This window comes from Neorhizobium huautlense (assembly GCF_030811685.1).
Classification (GTDB): Bacteria; Pseudomonadota; Alphaproteobacteria; order Rhizobiales; family Rhizobiaceae; genus Neorhizobium; species Neorhizobium huautlense_A.
In genome coordinates this window covers 93,610-113,312 of sequence record NZ_JAUSRF010000014.1, presented here as the reverse complement: position 1 = coordinate 113,312, position 19,703 = coordinate 93,610, and the positions used below count along the sequence as shown (strand labels likewise).

Annotated in this window: 13 protein-coding genes; 12 read left to right on the top strand and 1 reads right to left on the bottom strand. The window is 59.0% G+C overall.

What is annotated here, in order from left to right:
- Positions 1-155: 155 nt before the first annotated feature.
- On the bottom strand, positions 156-1,766 hold the full coding sequence (locus J2T09_RS20040) for a phosphoenolpyruvate carboxykinase (RefSeq protein WP_306837761.1): 1,611 nt from the start codon (positions 1,764-1,766) through the stop codon (positions 156-158).
- 330 nt (positions 1,767-2,096) lie between these two features.
- Between J2T09_RS20040 and J2T09_RS20035 the strand changes: the two genes are divergently transcribed.
- From J2T09_RS20035 to trxA, 12 genes are all read left to right on the top strand, one after another.
- The gene (locus J2T09_RS20035) at positions 2,097-2,825 is read left to right on the top strand and encodes a response regulator transcription factor (RefSeq protein WP_306837778.1); all 729 of its coding nucleotides are present in this window, start codon (positions 2,097-2,099) and stop codon (positions 2,823-2,825) included.
- Positions 2,826-2,902: 77 nt separating this feature from the next.
- Positions 2,903-4,675 carry a sensor histidine kinase gene (locus J2T09_RS20030; RefSeq protein WP_306837776.1) on the top strand — a complete coding sequence of 591 codons (1,773 nt, stop codon included), beginning with the start codon at positions 2,903-2,905 and terminating at the stop codon, positions 4,673-4,675.
- A 13-nt stretch (positions 4,676-4,688) separates the two neighbouring features.
- Positions 4,689-5,147 carry an HPr kinase/phosphorylase gene (locus tag J2T09_RS20025; RefSeq protein ID WP_306837760.1) on the top strand — a complete coding sequence of 153 codons (459 nt, stop codon included), beginning with the start codon at positions 4,689-4,691 and terminating at the stop codon, positions 5,145-5,147.
- Positions 5,148-5,278: 131 nt separating this feature from the next.
- The gene (locus J2T09_RS20020) at positions 5,279-5,680 is read left to right on the top strand and encodes a PTS sugar transporter subunit IIA (protein WP_306837759.1); all 402 of its coding nucleotides are present in this window, start codon (positions 5,279-5,281) and stop codon (positions 5,678-5,680) included.
- Positions 5,681-5,690: 10 nt separating this feature from the next.
- Positions 5,691-5,960: an HPr family phosphocarrier protein gene (locus J2T09_RS20015; protein ID WP_373458530.1), complete on the top strand. Its 270-nt coding sequence runs from the start codon at positions 5,691-5,693 to the stop codon at positions 5,958-5,960.
- A gap of 147 nt (positions 5,961-6,107) precedes the next feature.
- Positions 6,108-7,508: an adenosylhomocysteinase gene (gene ahcY / locus J2T09_RS20010; RefSeq protein WP_306837758.1), complete on the top strand. Its 1,401-nt coding sequence runs from the start codon at positions 6,108-6,110 to the stop codon at positions 7,506-7,508.
- Between the two features lie 194 nt (positions 7,509-7,702).
- Entirely contained in the window at positions 7,703-10,288 is a 2,586-nt protein-coding gene (locus J2T09_RS20005; protein ID WP_373458529.1) for a sensor histidine kinase, read from the top strand.
- Positions 10,285-11,799 carry a tRNA (adenosine(37)-N6)-threonylcarbamoyltransferase complex ATPase subunit type 1 TsaE gene (tsaE, locus tag J2T09_RS20000; protein ID WP_306837756.1) on the top strand — a complete coding sequence of 505 codons (1,515 nt, stop codon included), beginning with the start codon at positions 10,285-10,287 and terminating at the stop codon, positions 11,797-11,799. Before J2T09_RS20005 ends, tsaE begins: the two co-directional genes overlap by 4 nt.
- 25 nt (positions 11,800-11,824) lie before the next feature.
- Positions 11,825-12,556: a nucleotidyltransferase family protein gene (locus J2T09_RS19995; protein ID WP_306837754.1), complete on the top strand. Its 732-nt coding sequence runs from the start codon at positions 11,825-11,827 to the stop codon at positions 12,554-12,556.
- On the top strand, positions 12,553-15,753 hold the full coding sequence (gene addB, locus J2T09_RS19990; RefSeq protein ID WP_306837753.1) for a double-strand break repair protein AddB: 3,201 nt from the start codon (positions 12,553-12,555) through the stop codon (positions 15,751-15,753). The genes J2T09_RS19995 and addB overlap by 4 nt, the downstream gene beginning before the upstream one ends.
- Entirely contained in the window at positions 15,746-19,291 is a 3,546-nt protein-coding gene (gene addA, locus J2T09_RS19985; protein WP_306837752.1) for a double-strand break repair helicase AddA, read from the top strand. The genes addB and addA overlap by 8 nt, the downstream gene beginning before the upstream one ends.
- Before the next feature lie 70 nt (positions 19,292-19,361).
- The gene (trxA, locus tag J2T09_RS19980; protein ID WP_306837751.1) at positions 19,362-19,682 is read left to right on the top strand and encodes a thioredoxin; all 321 of its coding nucleotides are present in this window, start codon (positions 19,362-19,364) and stop codon (positions 19,680-19,682) included.
- The last annotated feature ends 21 nt before the right edge of the window (positions 19,683-19,703 follow it).

The following is a 19,703-nucleotide window of genomic DNA, read 5'->3' as shown; positions in this document are numbered from 1 at the left end:
GCCGCAAGATCAGCGGTTCAAGCCGGAGGTCTCTCAATCACTATGTAGAACGCGTCCAGTCCTCCACCGGAGGTGGAGGTTTACTTCTCTTATAAGAAAACCGCCGGCATCGAAATCGATACCGGCGGTTTCAATGTTCCACGTGAATCAGGAATTTATTCCGCGGCGATCAACATGCCCGGAGCGGCATCGCGCACCTTGCTGTCGACGTGATCCTCGAATTTGCCGAAATTGCTGATGAACATCGCCACCAGCTTGGCCGCCTGCTGGTCATAGGCAATGCCATCAGACCATGTCGAACGCGGATCGAGAATGCTGGTATCGACACCCGGAACGGCTACCGGCACCGCGAAACCGAAATTGGCATCGGTGCGGAACTCGGCGCTTTTCAGGCTGCCGTTGAGCGCAGAGGTCAGCAGCGCGCGGGTTTCCTTGATCGGCATGCGACGACCGATGCCGTAAGCGCCGCCGGTCCAGCCCGTGTTGACCAGCCAGCAATCGACGCCGTGGCGATCGATCAGATCGCGCAGCAGATTGCCGTATTCGGTCGGGTGACGCGGCATGAATGGTGCGCCGAAGCAGGTCGAGAAGGTTGCCTCCGGTTCCTTGACGCCCTTTTCCGTGCCGGCAACCTTGGCGGTGTAACCAGACAGGAAGTGGTACATGGCCTGTTCCGGCGTCAGCTTGGCGATCGGCGGCATCACACCAAATGCATCGGCGGTCAGCATGATGATCGTCTTCGGGTGCGGCGCGATACCGGTCTTCGACGCATTCGGAATGAAATGCAGCGGATAGGCGCTACGGGTGTTTTCCGTCAGCGAATTGTCATCGAAGTCAGGCACGCGGTTTTCGTCGAGAACGACGTTTTCCAGCACCGTGCCGAAACGACGGGTCGCGGCATAGATTTCCGGCTCGGCTTCGGCCGATAGCTTGATGGCCTTGGCGTAGCAGCCGCCTTCGAAGTTGAAAATGCCGTTTTCGCCCCAGCCATGCTCATCGTCGCCGATCAGCGTGCGGTTCGGATCGGCCGACAGCGTGGTCTTGCCGGTGCCGGACAAGCCGAAGAACACGGCGGCATCGCCATCCGGGCCGACATTGGCCGAGCAGTGCATCGGCATGACGCCCTTTTCAGGCAGAAGGTAGTTGAGGACGGTGAAGACCGACTTCTTGTTTTCGCCAGCGTAGGACGTGCCGCCGATCAGAACCAGACCATTGGTCAGGTCGCAGGCAATCACTGTTTCCGAACGGCAGCCGTGGCGAGCCGGATCGGCCTTGAAGCTCGGCAGGTTCACGATCGTGAGCTTCGGCAGGAAGCCAGCGAGCGTGCCGCGATCCGGACGGATCAGCAGGTTGCGGATGAACAGGGCATGCCAGGCAAATTCGGTGACGACACGCGTCGGCAAAGCGTTCTCTGCGTCGGCACCGCCGATCAGGTCCTGCACATAGAGGTTCTTGCCGGCGGCATGGGCGAACATGTCCTTGCGCAGCAGCTCGAAATGTTCCGGCGAAAGCGGCTTGTTATTGTCCCACCAGATCTGGCTGTCGGTCTTGGTGTCACGAACGACGAACTTGTCCTTCGGCGAACGACCGGTGTGCTGGCCGGTGACGGCACGCAGGGCGCCATCGATGGTCAGTTCGGCTTCCTTGTTCTGGAGAGCCGCTTCGTAAAGTTCGGTCTCGATGAGGTTATAGCGGACGCTCGAAGCGCCGGAGAGGCCGATAACCTCTACACCATTCGCCGGATTATGAAGTCCGATCTGCTCCATGTCACGCTTTCCCTTCTTTTAAACTCGGGTTGCCAATGACGCCGGAAACTAGTGTCGGTTTTTTAAATAGGCAATACGCAAACACAAAAAAGATAAGCAAGATCAAATATTTAATCGATTTAAAGAATTTTCTTCTGTTTTAAATCGGTTTGATCACCACATGCGAACCGTCAATTCATATCCCTAATGTAAAGGCGGATCTGCAACTGCCCTTTGACGTTGCCACAATTTGTTCCACCTTTATACTCAGAACGCATCGACAGGGCAGCCGAGAGGCGGGGGCGATTTCCAGGAGACGCCTTGACGATGACGACGACGGAGACCGAAAGAATGCAGACAATCGCGCTCGTGGACGACGACCGCAACATCCTCACTTCAGTGTCTATCGCACTGGAGGCAGAGGGATATCGGGTCGAAACCTACACCGACGGCGCGTCGGCGCTGGATGGTCTGACCGCCCGCCCACCGCAGCTGGCGATCTTCGACATCAAGATGCCGCGCATGGACGGCATGGAACTGCTGCGCCGCCTGCGCCAGCGCTCGGACCTGCCGGTCATCTTCCTCACCTCCAAGGATGAAGAGATCGACGAGTTGTTCGGCTTGAAGATGGGCGCCGACGATTTCATCACCAAGCCGTTCTCGCAACGCCTGCTGGTGGAACGCGTGAAGGCGATCCTTCGCCGTTCCGCAAACCGCGAAGCAGCGGCCGCCGGCGGCACGACTGGCGCCAAATCCGCAGACCAGCAGGCAGCACGGACACTGGAACGTGGCCAGTTGGCCATGGACCAGGAACGCCATACCTGCACCTGGAAGGGTGAACCGGTGACGCTGACTGTCACGGAATTTCTCATCCTGCATTCGCTGGCACAGCGTCCCGGCGTGGTCAAAAGCCGCGATGCGCTGATGGATGCGGCCTATGACGAGCAGGTCTATGTCGACGACCGCACCATCGACAGCCACATCAAGCGACTTCGCAAGAAGTTCAAGATGGTTGATGACGACTTCGACATGATCGAGACGCTTTATGGCGTCGGATACCGCTTCCGCGAAGCCGCATGATTGCGATAGGGCGTTGACCCTGTCACAACCGGCGGCGATTCGGCGGTGGAAAGGAATAGGACTTGGCCGACCCGGCTATTGATAAGGACGTTGCTTACGCGAGTGAACCGCGGCAGGCGAACAGACGGCTGTGGTCACGGCCGTTCACGCTTGCCCGGCGCGTGTTCGGTCATGCCGTATTTTCCAGCCTGACGCGACGGATCCTGTTCTTCAACATCGCCGCGACCGTGGTTCTGGTCGCAGGTATCCTCTACCTCAACCAGTTTCGCGAGGGCCTGATCGACGCACGTGTCGAAAGCCTGCTCACTCAGGGCGAGATCATTTCGGCCGCCGTCTCGGCATCGGCTTCAGTCGATACCAACTCGATCACCATCGATCCGGAAAAGCTTCTGGAACTGCAGGCCGGACAGAGCATCACGCCGGTTCCCAATGACGAAGATCTCGATTTCCCGATCGATCCGGAGCGTGTGGCACCTGTCCTGCGACGGCTGATCTCGCCGACACGCACCCGTGCGCGTCTATTCGATGCCGACGCCAACCTGCTTCTCGACTCACGTCACCTCTATTCTCGCGGTCAGGTTCTGCGGTTCGATCTGCCGCCAATCGAAACTGAACAACAGACCTGGAACGAGTGGCTGGCAAGCCTGTTCAATCGCATGCTGCAGCCCGGCAATCTGCCGAGCTACAAGGAAGCACCGGGCGGCGACGGTTCGATCTATCCGGAAGTCATGAATGCGCTGACCGGCGTACGTGGCGCCGTGGTGCGTGTAACGGATCGTGGCGAACTGATCGTGTCGGTTGCCGTGCCGGTCCAGCGCTCTCGTGCCGTGCTCGGCGTGCTGCTGCTTTCGACGCAGGCTGGCGACATCGACAATATCGTCCATGCCGAACGCCTGGCGATCATGCGCGTTTTCGGTGTCGCGACCCTCGTCAACATTCTTCTTTCGCTGCTTTTGTCATCTACGATCGCCAATCCTCTGCGCAGGCTGTCGGCAGCCGCCATTCGCGTGCGCCGTGGCGCCAAGCAGCGCGAAGAAATTCCGGATTTCTCTGCCCGTCAGGACGAAATCGGCAATCTGTCGATTGCACTGCGTGACATGACGAACGCGCTTTACGACCGTATTGCCGCGATCGAAAGCTTTGCGGCCGATGTCAGCCATGAACTCAAGAATCCCCTCACCTCGCTGCGTAGCGCCGTCGAAACACTGCCGCTCGCCAAGAGCGAGGAGTCAAAGCAGCGTCTGACCAACATCATCTTCCACGATGTGCGCCGTCTCGACCGCCTGATCAGCGATATCTCCGATGCTTCGCGACTGGATGCAGAACTAGCGCGCTCGGATTCCGCACCGATCGACATGGAAGCCTTGGTCAGCAATCTTGTCGATATCTCGCTGCAGATCCGCACCGGTCGCAAGCCTGTCGAAATCGACCTCACTGTTGATCGCAAGACCGATGTGAAATCCGAATTCACGGTTTCGGGACATGATCTGCGCCTTGGGCAGATCGTCACCAACCTGATCGAAAATGCACGCTCTTTCGTCCCGGAAAAGAGCGGCAGGATCAAGGTTCGTCTTTTCACCAACAGCAAGGGCCGCTGTATCGTTCATGTCGACGACAACGGACCCGGCATTCAGGCGGAAGATATCGACCGCATTTTCGAGCGGTTTTATACGGACCGCCCGGAAGGCGAAAGTTTTGGCCAGAATTCCGGTCTCGGCCTCTCCATCAGCCGGCAGATCGCCGAAGCACATGGCGGTACACTGAGGGCGGAAAACCTGATCGACGAAAAGACCGGCAGCCCGAACGGTGCCCGCTTCATCCTTTCGCTTCCATCCGGCCAGCAACCGTAAGCACGGCGATCAGATGAGCATCGTGACAAAGGCAACCAATATCCATGGCACTGCGATTGTCATCGGCACATCCGGCATCCTGTTCGTGGGTCCGTCCGGCGCTGGTAAATCATCATTGGCACGAGATTGCCTTCAAGCCGCAGAGCAGGCTGGACGATATTGCGCATTGGTAGCCGACGATCAGGTTTTCATCGAAACGGCGAATGGTCGGATCATTGCCAAAAGACCGCCGACAACGGCAGGCCTGATCGAAATCCGACATACCGGCATCGCCCGGATCGACAGTATCGAAGCCGCAGTTCTGCATTTCGTCGTTCTGGTTGTGGAACGGGAAAACGAAGGCCGACTGCCGCCGGATGAAGAAACATATGCGCTTCCAAACGGTCTTTATCTGCCGCTTTTGCGTATAGCCCGAGACACAACTTATCCGCTTAAAATCATTGACGATATGAAACCGAATATGATTCACTAACAGGTCCGATATGACCGTTTTCATTTTTAGCTTGCACTTCGGGCTGACATATAGAAGATGGCACCCCACCGCGATGGCACTTGTTGCAGCGCGAATAAGGCCTGCGTTCATGTCTTCCAAGGGGTCATTTCATGATCGGACTTGTGCTTGTCACTCATGGCAAGCTGGCTGAAGAGTTTCGTCATGCAGTGGAGCATGTCGTTGGTCCTCAGAAATATATTGAAACGATCTGTATCGGCCCGGAAGACGATATGGACCAACGTCGACAGGATATTGTCGATGCCGTTGAGCGTGCCGATGATGGCCATGGCGTCATCATTCTGACCGACATGTTCGGCGGCACCCCGTCCAATCTATCCATCTCTGTGATGAGCAGCGGCAAGACCGAGGTTATTGCAGGCGTCAACCTGCCGATGCTGATCAAGCTTGCCGGTATTCGTGCCGACAACGACATGCAAAAGGCTTTGATCGAGGCATCGGAAGCAGGCCGAAAATATATCAACGTGGCCAGCCGCGTTCTGAGCGGCAAGTGAGGCCATAGCAATGTTTTCCCGCGACCTCCTCATCATCAACAAACGCGGGCTTCACGCGCGTGCCTCCGCAAAATTCGTGCAGACCGTCGAGGGTTTTAATGCCCAAGTCAGCGTCAGTAAGGATGGCATGACGGTGGGCGGTACTTCGATCATGGGCCTGATGATGCTGGCGGCCAGCCCCGGCTGCAGCATTTGCGTCACCACATCCGGCGAGCAGGCCGAAGCCGTGCTGGAAGCGCTCGATCAACTGGTCGCCAACAAATTCGGCGAGGAAGCCTGAGTAACAGATAAGGATATAAAGACTTCTTTATGTCTTGTTGCCAGCCTGCCATAAGCCTGCTACATCCCAGCGCTAATAACCGTCCGCAATGGGCGCGTTTACGGCTCTTCCCGTGGAAGAGTACCATCTTTGAGCTGGAGATCCTTCATGACCACTGAGAAAGACTATATCGTCGCCGACATTTCGCTGGCGGATTTCGGCCGCAAGGAACTCGATATCGCCGAAACGGAAATGCCGGGCCTGATGTCCTGCCGCGCCGAGTTCGGTGAATCGCAGCCGCTGAAGGGCGCGCGCATCTCCGGCTCGCTGCACATGACCATCCAGACCGCTGTTCTGATCGAGACCCTGAAGGTTCTCGGCGCAGACATCCGCTGGGCGTCCTGCAACATCTTCTCGACCCAGGACCATGCCGCTGCCGCGATCGCTGCCGCCGGCATTCCGGTCTTCGCCGTCAAGGGCGAGTCCCTCACCGAATATTGGGAATATACCGACAAGATCTTCCAGTGGACCGATGGCGGCCATTCCAACATGATCCTCGATGATGGCGGCGATGCCACCATGTACATCCTGCTCGGCGCTCGCGCCGAAGCCGGTGAGGACGTGCTGTCGAACCCGGGTTCGGAAGAAGAAGAAATCCTGTTCGCGCAGATCAAGAAGCGCCTCGAAGCTTCGCCGGGCTGGTTCACCAAGCAGCGCGATGCCATCAAGGGCGTCACCGAAGAAACCACCACTGGCGTTCATCGTCTGTACGAACTGGCCAAGAAGGGCCTGCTGCCCTTCCCCGCCATCAACGTCAACGACTCGGTCACCAAGTCCAAGTTCGACAACAAATATGGCTGCAAGGAATCGCTGGTCGACGGCATTCGCCGCGGCACCGACGTGATGATGGCCGGCAAGGTTGCCGTCGTCTGCGGTTACGGCGATGTCGGCAAGGGTTCTGCCGCTTCGCTTCAGGGTGCCGGCGCCCGCGTCAAGGTCACCGAAGTCGATCCGATCTGCGCCCTGCAGGCCGCCATGGACGGTTTTGAAGTCGTCGTTCTGGAAGACGTCGTTTCGACGGCCGATATCTTCATCACCACGACCGGCAACAAGGACGTCATCCGCATCGACCACATGCGTGCGATGAAGGACATGGCGATCGTTGGCAATATCGGCCACTTCGATAACGAGATCCAGGTCGCGGCTCTGAAAAACCTCAAGTGGACCAACGTCAAGCCGCAGGTCGACATGGTCGAGTTCCCGGCAGGCAACCGCATCATCCTTCTCTCGGAAGGCCGCCTGCTGAACCTCGGTAACGCAACCGGCCATCCGTCCTTCGTGATGTCGGCTTCGTTCACCAACCAGACCCTGGCCCAGATCGAGCTGTTCACCAAGCCGGGCGTCTACAAGAACGAGGTCTATATCCTGCCGAAGCACCTCGACGAGAAGGTCGCGCGCCTTCACCTCGAAAAGCTCGGCGTAAAGTTGACAGAACTTCTTCCGGAACAGGCTGCCTATATCGGCGTGCCGCAGCAGGGTCCGTTTAAGGCTGAACACTACCGCTACTAATAATTAGCCGGTCCATCCACAACATATAGGGCCCCAGGCGTTGACAAACGCCTGGGGCTTATTTTTTCGGCCCATCCTTCCCGCTGAATCCGGAAACAAGTATTGTGACAAGACTTGATTCGCGCCCTTTTTTGCGTTTGCGCGGACTGGAATGTCTTGTCGACGATGCGGCACATGGACGGAGACAGACCGGAATGGCGGTTGGAAATGTGGCCTCGCTTGAGCGGGCCGAAATGAATGTCGATGGCGACGAGGCCTCGGCACAGACAGGTTTTTGCCAGGGCATGGCAACAGAACGTGACACCGCTCCGCGGGGTCTGCGCCGTGTTGTGCGCTGGGCAGCAATTGCGCTTTCGGGCACGGCTCTGTCGAGCTTTGCCGGAGCGGCACTCGCGCAGGAAGCAGGGCTGGAAGCCGGCAGGCTTTTATCCTCTACGGAAATCATGGTACCGACGCTGACGATCGGCGCCCTGGCGGCTGCCCTGCTGTCGACCATCTGGCTCGTTCGCCAGAAGGGTAACATCGAGGCTGAAAGCCGTGATGTGCGCAGCGCTCTTTCCGATGCGCAGCAGAAGATTTCCAAATACGAGGCACTCATCGCCGAAAAGAACCGGCGGATCGTAATCTGGGAAGCCGGCCCGGGCCGTCCTGAATTTCTGGGCCAGTTGCCGGTCGAAACCGGTGCACCGGCTCAGGATCGCGATTTTCTCGCATTCGGGCGCTGGCTGAGCACGACCTCCGCATCGGAACTCGAGCGAGCCATCGAAGCACTGCGCGGCAATGCACGTAGCTTCGACATGGTGATTGAAACTATCCGCAACGAGGTTCTTGAGGTTCAGGGCCGTGTTTCGGGTGGCAAAGCCTTTGTTCGCTTTATAGCGCTGAACAATCTGCGCGCCGAACTGGCCGAACTCAAGATAGAGCGCGAGCGTCTCTCCAACTCGATGTCGCTGTTCCAGTCGCTGCTCGACAGCCTTGAACAGCCTGTCTGGCGCCGTGACGTCAACGGCAACCTGACCTGGGTCAACCACGCCTATAGTGATGCCGTTGAAGCGGCCTCTCCGACGGCAGCGGTTCAGGAAGGTCACGAGTTTCTGGGCACGATCGCCCGCGAGAAAATCCGCGCGACCGCAACGACGGCGTCACCGTTTCATGATCGCATGTCGACTGTCGTGCGCGGCAATCGCACTATCTTCGATATTTCCGACGTTGTCGGCCCCGGCGGCTCTGCCGGCATGGCAGTCGACGTTTCGGAAGCGGAAACGGTTCGTGAAGAGTTGAATCGCACGCTGAAGAGCCACGCAGAGACCCTCGATCATCTCGCGACCCCGGTTGCGATCTTCGACGGTGAACAGAGATTGCAATTCTATAACCAGGCTTTCGTGCGCCTGTGGGATTTCGACCTCGGCTTCCTCGAAAGCCGGCCGGGTAATGCCGAGATGCTGGATCGCCTGCGCAGCCAGAACAAGCTGCCGGAGCAGCTGAACTGGCGCAACTGGAAGGAATCCGTCCTTTCCGTCTATCGTTCGCTCGACACGCAATCCGACCGCTGGCACCTGCCGAACGGCCAGACGCTGCAGGTGATTGCCACCGCGCATCCGCAGGGTGGCGCAACCTGGGTTTTTGAAAATCTCACCGAGCAGATGGATCTCGAAACCCGCTACAACACGCTGGTCAAGGTTCAGGGCGAAACCATCGACCACCTTTCCGAAGGTGTTGCGGTGTTCGGTCCAGACGGACGTATCCGCCTGTCCAACCCTGCTTTCCGTGTTCTGTGGAACGTGACCGAAGAGCAGGCAAAGCCCGGCACGCATATTCGCGCCATCGAGGCGGCCTGCGCCTACGAATATGACAAGCCGGATGGCTGGCGTCATTTTGGCCAGATGCTGACCAATTTCGACGACGAACGCCCGTCGCTGCAAGGCACGTTCGAACTGCATTCCGGTCTCGTGCTCGATTATGCCGTCATTCCTCTGCCGAACGCGCAGACGATGCTCACCTTCGTCAACCGTACCGACAGTGCGCTGGCGGAACGGGCGCTGAAGGAAAAGAACGAGGCATTGCGCAAGGCCGATGAGCTGAAGAACGATTTCGTTCAGCACGTGTCTTACGAACTGCGTTCGCCGCTGACCAACATCATCGGTTTCACCGACCTGCTGAAGACGCCGGGCCTTGGCGACCTCAATGAACGTCAGGCCGAATACGTCGATCATATCTCGACATCGTCCTCGGTGCTGCTTACGATCGTCAACGACATTCTCGATCTGGCGACCGTCGATGCCGGCATCATGCAGTTGAACTACAACGAGACCGATATCGACGAACTGCTCGACGACGTGTCGCTGCAGATCGCCAACCGTCTTCAGGAAAACAACGTCACGCTGGAGATCAATGCTCCGGCTGGACTCGGTGCCATTGTCGCCGACCAACAGCGTCTCAAGCAGATCCTGATCAAGCTGATCACCAATGCCACCAATTTTGCGCCGGAAGGCTCGACGATCACGCTGAACTGCTGGCGCCAGAGTGAGGATTTCTTCTTCTCCGTAGCCGACAGGGGCCCCGGCATCCCTGAGGATATGCTGAAAACCGTGTTCGACCGCTTCTCGTCCAGCAACAAGGGCGGGAAACGCAGCGGTGCCGGCCTTGGCCTTTCCATCGTCGAAAGCTTTGTGACGCTGCACCACGGTGACGTGCGTATCGAAAGTGGACCAAGCCAGGGAACGACAGTCACCTGCCGTATTCCGAGCGCGCTGAATGCCCGTTCCGTTGCCGCCGAATGAACGACAGAACGGTTTTCACGATTGTACTGAATGACGAGGCCGACACGGCCCGTCTTGGCGAGGATCTGGCACTCGCCCTGAAAGCCGGTGATTGCCTCGCGCTTTCGGGTGACCTGGGCGCTGGCAAATCGACACTCGCCCGAGCCCTTTTGCGCGCATTGGCGGATGATGAAGGGCTGGAAGTTCCAAGCCCGACCTTCACGCTCGTGCAGACCTATCCATTGCGTATCCCCGTGGCGCATTTTGATCTCTATCGTCTGGCCGACAGCTCCGAACTTGATGAACTCGGCTTTGATGAGGCCCTGTCGGATGGGGTCTGCATCGTCGAATGGCCGGAAATCGGAGCGGAAGCGCTGCCGCATGACCGGATCGCCCTGACATTGGAACACAAAGGCACCGGGCGACTGGCGACTATCACGACCACCAGCCTGCGTGCCGATCGGATCGCCCGGACACTTGCCATTCGGGATTTTCTTGATCGCAATGGCCATGCCGGAAGTCGACGGCGTTTTCTGACGGGCGATGCTTCCGTCATGCGTGCCTATGAAAAGATCCATGCCACTGACGGCACCTCGGTCATCCTCATGGACTGGCCGAAACGCCCGGAAGGCCCGGCGGTTCTGGACGGAAAGCCTTATCCCAAGGTCGCGCATATTGCCGAAAGCATAGAGCCTTTTATCGCCATCGCCGGTTATTTGCGCGGTGTCGGGCTGACGGCACCGGAAGTATATATCGCCGACTATGAAGCCGGTTTTCTGCTGCTCGAGGATATCGGCTCCGAAGGCGTGCTCGACGACAGCGGCCAGCCGATCGCTGAACGCTACCGCGAAAGCATCGCGGCGCTTGCACATCTGCACGGTCAGAACCTGCAACAGAATATCCCGTTTGCCGACGGCCGCAGCCATCATGTGCCGGATTTTGATCCTGTCGCCATGAAGATGGAAGCGCGCCTGCTGCTCGACTGGCACCTGCCATGGAAAAACGGCACGCAGGCCAGCGAAGAACAGCGCCAAAGCTATCTGGCGATCTGGGACGACCTGATCGTCGAACTGTCTGGCGGCGAGACCAATCTCCTGCTGCGCGATTTTCATTCGCCCAATATCATCTGGCAGGAGCAGGCGGAAGGCATCCACAAGGTCGGGATCATCGACTTTCAGGACGGTATGATCGGGCCGACGGCCTATGATGTCGCATCGCTGGTTCAGGATGCCCGTGTCACCATCGAGCCTGATCTCGCCGACACTCTGATGGCGGATTATCTTCGCTTGCGCCATGCGCAGGGCAATTTCGATGAAAAGGCCTTTTTGAAGGCTTGGTCCATCATGGCGGCACAGCGCAACTGCAAGCTGGTCGGCCTTTGGGTGCGGCTGATGCAGCGGGACGGCAAGCCCGGCTATATGCAGCATATGCCGCGCACACTGACCTATCTGTCTGCAGCGCTTGAACACGAAGCGCTTGCCCCCTTGCGCGAATGGCTGCAGCAGGCTGGTATAGTGCCCAGCGAAACCTGACCACAGAATCACTGATACGGCGATCATGACGATAAAAAATGCGATGGTGCTGGCCGCAGGCCTCGGCACCCGTTTGCGACCGATTACCGACCGGATGCCGAAACCACTGGTGCAGGTGGGCGGCAGAGCGATGATCGATTATGCCCTGGACAGTCTGGCCGATGCCGGCGTGACAAGGGCCGTGGTCAACGTCCACCATTTTGCCGACCAGATGGAAACACATCTCGCCGCCTACCCGCGCCTCGACGTCGCTGTGTCCGATGAGCGCGACGCGCTGATGAATTCCGGCGGCGGGCTGGTGAAAGGCCTGACGCTGATCGAGCCGGGCCGTGTTTTCGTGATGAATGCAGATCTGTTCTGGATCGGCGAAAACGCCGGCGAAAAGACCAATCTCCAGCGTCTTGCCGAGTTCTTCGATCCGGAGCGCATGGATATGGCCTTGCTCTGCGTGCCGATCGAAAACACCACCGGCCATAACGGCAAGAAGGATTTTGGCCTCGCCGCCGATGGTCAGCTTGTCCGGTTTACCGAAGGCTCTGGCGAGGCTGTGGTCTATGCGGGTGCCATTGTTCTCGACACGTCACTTTTCAACGACGCACCGCAAGACGCTTTCAACCTCAACATCTATTTCGATCGCGCCATCGCGGCAGGTCGCCTCTATGGTATCAGCCTGGAAGGTCACTGGTTGACCGTCGGCACACCGGATGCGCTTGTCGAAGCCGAGGCCGTGCTGCAACAGGCCGGAGTGAACGCATGAGCGCGACCCGTCACAAACGGGTTTTTACGGTGCCACCTGCGGTGCCGTTCCTCAATACGATTGCGTCCAAGCTACTTGATGGTTCGCTGGTCGAAAGTTTTCGACACGATCCAGACGATCCGCTGTCGCTCTCGAAAGTCACCATTTTTGTGCCGACCCGTCGCGCCGCCCGTGTGCTGCGCTCGGAATTTGTCGATCTGCTCGGCGGACGCTCCGCGATTTTGCCGGTCATCCGGCCGCTTGGCGAAACAGATGACGACAGCGGTTATTTCGATCTGGCCGCGCCGGAAGAAATGGATCTGGCCCTGCCGATCGGCGGCGTGGCGCGTCTGCTCGAGCTTGCACGCCTGATCCTTGCCTGGCGCAATCAGTTGCCGCTGGCGATCACTGCCGTTCACTCCACCTCACCGCTCGTGGCGCCTGCAAGCCCGGCCGATGCCATCTGGCTTGCCCGCGCGCTTGCCGAACTGATCGATTCGATCGAGACGGAAGAGCGGGACTGGAACGATCTTGAAAAGCTGGACACGACCGAACATCCGCTCTGGTGGCAGCTGACAGCCGAATTCCTGAAAATCGCCAGCGCCTTCTGGCCGGCGCGGTTGGAAGAGCTGCGCCGTTCGTCCCCCGCCCGGCATCAATCTGCCATCCTTCGCGGAGAAGCGCGGCGCATCGCCACCGCCAGACACCAGGGGCCGGTGATTGTCGCCGGTTCGACCGGCTCGGTTCCCGCCGCGGCTGATCTGATCGCGGCGATCGCCTCATTGCCGAATGGCGTCGTTGTGCTTCCAGGTCTGGACCAGACCATGTCGGACGAAGACTGGCAGTTGCTGGACGACAGTCGCATTCTCGACAAACGGTCCGAACCGGCGGCCCGCAGCCATCCGCAGTTCGGTCTCTCCAAACTTCTGAAAAGGCTTCAGATCGAGCGTGGCGAGGTCGAGATTCTCGCTCTCCCCGCTGATGACCTGACATTCCGCGCTACAGCGATGTCGAAAGCATTGACGCCGGCAAAGGCCACGGACGAGTGGAGCGAATGGCGAGGCAATGCCGACAAGACCATTCTTGCATCAGCTTTTGCCGATGTCTCGCTGATCGAAGCGGCAAACGAGCGCGAGGAAGCAACGGCCATTGCCATTGCCCTGCGCATGGCGCTGGAGCAACCCGGCCGGCATGGTGAATCCCAGGCTGCACTGATCACTCCCGATCGTGCGCTTGCCCGTCGCGTCATGGCTGAGCTTGCCCGCTTCGGCATCCTTGCCGATGATACTGCCGGTACGCCGCTATCCTCGACACTGCCGGGGACGCTACTGACATTGATGCTGGAGGCGATCCTGCGACCGGGCGATCCGGTGCCGATCGTCGGCTTGCTCAAACATCCGCTTGCCCGTTTCGGCTTGTCGGAAACAGACATGCAGGCGGCAGCCCAGGCGCTCGAACTGCTTGCCCTGCGTGGTGGCATCGGCGAAATCGATATCGGCACGCTTGGGCCACTACTTGAGCGCCGTCTTCAGGAACAGAAAGACGATCGCCATACACCGCAATGGCGCCTGTCACTGCCGGAAACTGCAGCCCTTCAAGCCGGGGAACTGGCGGAACGGATAACGGCTGCGGTGGCGCCGCTGGCATCCGCCATTCTCGGCCGGCTTCCAAGCGGGCGCGGCAAGACTGCCAAACTGTCATTGGCGGACTGGGCCGGCCGTTCCGGCCGTGTGTTGGAAGATATAGCCAAGGATGAACGTGGCGATCTTTCCGCTCTCTGGAGTGGTGAAGCCGGCGAACGACTGGCCGGAATGCTTTCAGAAGTCATCGATACCGACGGTCAGATGGAAGCGGATGGCCCGCAATGGATCGATATCGTTGCAGCTCTGACGACCGCCGAGGCGGTTAAACCCAAAGCCCTCAGCCATCCGCGGATCTTCATTTTCGGGACACTGGAAGCGCGCCTGCAGACCGTGGACACGCTTGTTCTCGGTGGCCTCAACGAAGGATCCTGGCCGGGCCAATCGGTCAACAATCCTTTTCTTTCGCGCAGCATGAAGGTGGATCTCGGCCTTGAGCCGCCGGAACGCCGCATCGGCCAGTTGGCGCATGACTTTGAAATGGCGAGCGGCACCCGCAAGCTGATCTATTCGCGATCCATGCGGCAAGGCACGGCGCCGACCGTGGCATCTCGCTGGCTGCAGCGTCTGCTTGCCCTGGGTGGACAGGAATTTGCGAAGGAATTGCGCGCACGCGGCGAGGTCTACCGGACATGGGCGGGCATGATCGATGACGCGCCCTCACAGCCGGTTGCCAAACGCCCCTCGCCCACACCGCCGGCAGAGCTGCAACCGATAAAATATTCGTTCAGCGAAGTCGGGCGCCTGAGACGCGACCCCTATTCGATCTATGCGGCCCGCGTGTTGCGGCTCGATCCCTTAAAGGCCTTCAACGAGGATCCGGGGGCGGCTCAGCGCGGCACGCTTTATCACCGCATCATCGACCAATATACGCGGGAAGGCCATATACCCGGCACGCCGGTTGCCCGCGAAGCAATCATGCGGCTGACCCATGCGCTTTTCGATGCGGAAAAATTACCGCCGCATATCGATCAGGTCTGGCGCCCGCGCTTCATCAAGGTCGCTGAAGCTTTTCTGGTCTGGGAAACCAACCGTGCGCCCGACATCAACGAGACTTTTACGGAACTCTCAGCCGGATTCGACATGCCGGAAGCCGGCATACGCCTGACCGGTATTGCCGACCGTATCGATATCAAGGGCTCCGGTCGCGCCGACATCATCGACTACAAGACCGGCCTCAGCCCTTCCGTCAATCAGGCCCGCTCCTTGCTCGATCCGCAATTGGCGCTGGAGGCGGCGGCCCTTCTGGCCGGCGGGTTCAAGAACATGCCGGCACTGACACCTGAAGAACTGACCTATGTGCGCCTCAGACCCGGCGACCGCTTTGCGACAGACACCGTGAACAACGAATACGCCAAGGAAAGTGCCCGCATTCAGCCCAAATCAGCGATCGACCTCGCCAATGAAAGCCGAGAACAATTGGCCGGACTCGTCAATCTCCTGCGCAGCGGCAAGGCCGGCTTTTCCTCGCGCCTCGTGCCGATGATGCAAAGCGCCTATGACGGTGACTACGATCATCTTGCACGCGTCGCGGAATGGTCGACGGCTCAGATCGAGGAGGGTGATGGCGATGAGTGAGACCCTGCCCCAGCCCGTCGATGACGATCCGAAACAGTGGCTGGACTGGACCAGCCTCCAGCAATCGCGGGCATCCGATCCCTTGAGTTCGGCCTGGGTGTCGGCCAATGCCGGCTCCGGAAAAACGCATGTGCTGACACAGCGTGTCATCCGGCTTCTTCTCTCCGGCTGCAGGCCGTCATCGATCCTTTGCCTGACCTATACCAAGGCAGCCGCGTCAGAAATGTCGAACCGCGTGTTTCAGCGGCTGGCCGGCTGGACCGTGCTTTCGGACGAAGCGCTGAGCGACCAGATTGCCGCCATGGAAGGCAAGCGGCCTGACCGGATGATGCTGGCGGAAGCCCGCCGGCTGTTTGCCCGTGCCCTGGAAACGCCGGGCGGCCTGAAAATCCAGACCATCCATGCTTTCTGCGAGGCGCTGCTGCATCAGTTTCCGCTGGAAGCGAATGTTGCCGGGCATTTCTCGGTTCTCGACGACCGCGCCGCCGCCGCCCTTCTGGAAGACGCCCGCCGATCTCTGCTGACTGCGACCGCCAGGCAGGATGACAGCGGTCTGGCTGATGCTTTTGCTCATGTGCTGGATCTCGGCGATGAAAGCGGCCTGGAAAACCTGCTTTCCGACATCGTGGCCAATCGCACCTCCATTCGCGAATTTCTGGCAAAGGCGGAAACAACCGGAGGCCCAGGCCTGACGTTGCGGCGCGCTTACGGACTGGCAGCAGATGAAAACCAGCAGACCGGCGCCGAACTCTATTGGCCGCTGCCGGGTCTTTCCGGCCCAACTCTCGATCTTTATCTCGACCTTGCTGACAGCAAAGGCGGCACAAAGGTCACCGAGGTGGCTTATGGCCTGAGGCTTGCTCAACGCGAAACCGATGTCTTCAAGCGGGCCGGTTATCTCGAACGGATTTTGCTGACCAAGGAAGGAAAGCCGAAAGCGGACTCTTCGCTCGTTGCGAAAGCGATGCTGACGGCGGCACCGGAAATGGGCCCGGCCGTGTCTGCCGCGCGCGAACATGTATCCGCATGCAGAAACCGGATGCGTATATTGCGCATGGTGGCCGCAACCGAGGCTGCCCTGCTGCTGGCAGCCCGGCTGAACCACGACTACGAAAATCTGAAGAAGCAACGCAGCCTTCTGGATTTCGAAGACCTGATCAACCGCACCGCCAATTTGTTGACTCGTGACGGCGTTGGCGCCTGGGTCCACTATAAACTCGATCAGGGCATCGACCACATTCTGGTCGACGAAGCGCAGGACACCAGTCCGGTTCAATGGACGGTCATCAAGTCTCTGGCCGAGGATTTCTACAGCGGCCGCAGTGCACGCGACACGACACGCACCCTGTTTGCGGTTGGCGACGAAAAGCAGTCGATCTATTCGTTTCAGGGTGCGCGCCCGGAACGTTTCGCCGAAGAACGCGACGATACGCTGCGGCAGGTGACCGAAGGGGGGCAATCTTTTCACTCGGTTCGCCTGCCCCTCTCCTTCCGCTCTACGGCGGAAGTGCTGAGCGCCGTCGATCAGGTGTTTTCGCTGGAAGACAATATGCGCGGCCTGAGTGCCCGCGGTGAGGCGATCATCCATCGGTCTAACCGTCTTTCCCATCCCGGCATGGTCGATCTCTGGCACACGATCGTGCCCGATGTGGTCGAGGCCGAGGAAGACTGGACAGCCCCATTCGATGCGACCCCGGACAGGGCGCCATCCGCCATGCTTGCCGGTCGAATGGCGCATGTCATCGGTACGATGATCGGCAAGGAGACAGTGATCGAGCACGGTGTCGAACGACCGATCCGTGCCGGTGACATTCTGGTTCTGGTGCGCAAGCGCGACGGTTTCGTCAATGCGCTTACCCGCGCGCTCAAGCGCCGGGGTGATATTCCCGTTGCCGGCGCAGACCGCCTGCGCCTGACCAGCCATATTGCCATTCAGGATCTGCTGGCGTTGGGACGCTTTCTGCTGTTGCCGGGCGATGATCTTTCGCTGGCTTCCATCCTCAAGAGCCCGCTGTTTACTCTTTCGGAAGATGATATCTTCGAGATTGCGGCTCTGAGGCCGAAAGACACCTCCGTCTGGTCGCATATGCAGACATTGGCGACCGATAATCCGACCCTGCAGTCCGTCATCGGGCGTCTGCAGCGCTATATCGCCTTGTCACGCACCATGAGCGTCCACGACCTGTTTGCCCATCTGCTGGGTCCGGATGGCGGGCGTCGCCAGTTTCTGGCACGTCTCGGCAGCGAGGCCGGCGATATTCTCGACGAATTCCTGACATTTGCGATGGACTACGAGACGAGCGGCCTGCCCGGCCTGCAATCTTTCGTCTCCACGCTCGAGCTGGAATCTCCGACCATCAAACGTGAGCAGGATAGTGGTCGAAACGAAGTCCGGATCATGACCGTGCATGCTTCCAAGGGGCTTGAGGCTCCCGTGGTCTTTCTGGTCGACAGCGGCTCAAAGGCCTTTGTTCACAGCCATGTTTCGAAACTCAGAATGCTGCGTATCGGCGACATGGATGTGCCCGCATGGCTTCCATCCAAGGCACTCGCCAACAGTTTTAGTGACGTCGATGAAGAACGCCTGAAAACCTCGACCGAGGAAGAATATCGCCGGCTTCTCTATGTCGGCATGACCCGGGCTGCGGACAGGCTGATTGTGTGCGGTTATAGCGGCAAACGCGATAATCCGGAAAGCTGGCAGGCCATGATTGCCCGTGCCCTAAGCGCCGACGAGGAGAATTGCAGGCCCGCCGAATTCAGCGGTCCTGATGGAAGCTGGACCGGTTTGGCCTGGCGGCTTTCCGGCAAGGTGAACCGGCCGGTTCCGAAGGAAGATTTGCAGCAGGCAGCAGACGTGAACATCTCGCTGCCGGATGCGCTCCATCGACCATTGCCGGCACAGAAGTTGTTACCACGACCTTTAAGCCCTTCCGGCGCCGGGGCAATGATCGATGACGAAGCCAACGATGCCCTGATCACTTCACCTTTGTTTGGCGAGGCCGCCGGCCCCGACCGCTCGTTGCAGCGCGGACGCATGACGCACCGGATGTTGCAGATGCTGCCGGATTTTCCCGAAAGCGAGCGCCAAGCGGCAGCCCAAAGATATGCGTCCCGTGCGGTGCCCTTCTGGCCGGAAGTGGAGCGTCGGCAACTGGTGGCGTCCGTCATGGCTGTGCTTTGCACGCCTGATCTTCGCGATGCCTTTTCCGATCATGCGCAAGCGGAGGTTTCCATCATGGGAACACTGAAGCTTGGCGGTCAGGAGTATGCTGTTTCCGGTCGTATCGACCGGCTGGTCGCCAATGACGACCGCGTCATGATCATGGATTACAAAACCAACCGTCACCCGCCGGCTTCAGAAGAGCAGACATCTTCTTCTCACCGGGCTCAGCTCGCCATCTATCGCGAAATCTTGAAGCCGCTCTATCCGGGTCGCGCAATAGACTGTGTGCTGGTCTACACCGAGACCGGTCACGCCATACGCCTGTCTGACGACATGCTGTCCCGCTCGCTTCGGGAACTGCAAACAAAGTGATGCCGCAAGCATTGAAATTCGTCAGGCCAACGCGCACATTTGCACCAACGCGAATTTAAAGGAGAGCCCTATGGCTACCGTCAAAGTAGACATGTCCAACTTCCAGACCGAAGTTCTGGATTCCACCCAGCCCGTCGTTGTGGACTTTTGGGCGGAATGGTGCGGTCCGTGCAAGATGATCGGCCCGAGCCTCGAGGAAATCGCCTCCGAGCTTGCCGGTAAGGTCAAGATCGCCAAGCTGAACATCGACGAGAACCCGGAACTGGCAGCACAGTTCGGCGTCCGCTCGATCCCGACCCTCGCCATGTTCAAGGGTGGCGAAGTGGCCGATATCAAGGTTGGCGCTGCTCCTAAGACGGCATTGTCCAGCTGGATTTCCAGTGCAAGCTGATCATTTGTCCATGATTGATAT

Coding starts and splice junctions, on each gene's coding strand:
- J2T09_RS20040 (WP_306837761.1), bottom strand. CDS start 1,766: ATGGAGCAGATCGGACTTCATAATCCGGCGAATGGTGTAGAGGTTATC.
- J2T09_RS20035 (WP_306837778.1), top strand. CDS start 2,097: ATGCAGACAATCGCGCTCGTGGACGACGACCGCAACATCCTCACTTCA.
- J2T09_RS20025 (WP_306837760.1), top strand. CDS start 4,689: ATGAGCATCGTGACAAAGGCAACCAATATCCATGGCACTGCGATTGTC.
- J2T09_RS20020 (WP_306837759.1), top strand. CDS start 5,279: ATGATCGGACTTGTGCTTGTCACTCATGGCAAGCTGGCTGAAGAGTTT.
- J2T09_RS20015 (WP_373458530.1), top strand. CDS start 5,691: ATGTTTTCCCGCGACCTCCTCATCATCAACAAACGCGGGCTTCACGCG.
- ahcY (WP_306837758.1), top strand. CDS start 6,108: ATGACCACTGAGAAAGACTATATCGTCGCCGACATTTCGCTGGCGGAT.
- J2T09_RS20005 (WP_373458529.1), top strand. CDS start 7,703: ATGGCGGTTGGAAATGTGGCCTCGCTTGAGCGGGCCGAAATGAATGTC.
- tsaE (WP_306837756.1), top strand. CDS start 10,285: ATGAACGACAGAACGGTTTTCACGATTGTACTGAATGACGAGGCCGAC.
- J2T09_RS19995 (WP_306837754.1), top strand. CDS start 11,825: ATGACGATAAAAAATGCGATGGTGCTGGCCGCAGGCCTCGGCACCCGT.
- addB (WP_306837753.1), top strand. CDS start 12,553: ATGAGCGCGACCCGTCACAAACGGGTTTTTACGGTGCCACCTGCGGTG.
- addA (WP_306837752.1), top strand. CDS start 15,746: ATGAGTGAGACCCTGCCCCAGCCCGTCGATGACGATCCGAAACAGTGG.
- trxA (WP_306837751.1), top strand. CDS start 19,362: ATGGCTACCGTCAAAGTAGACATGTCCAACTTCCAGACCGAAGTTCTG.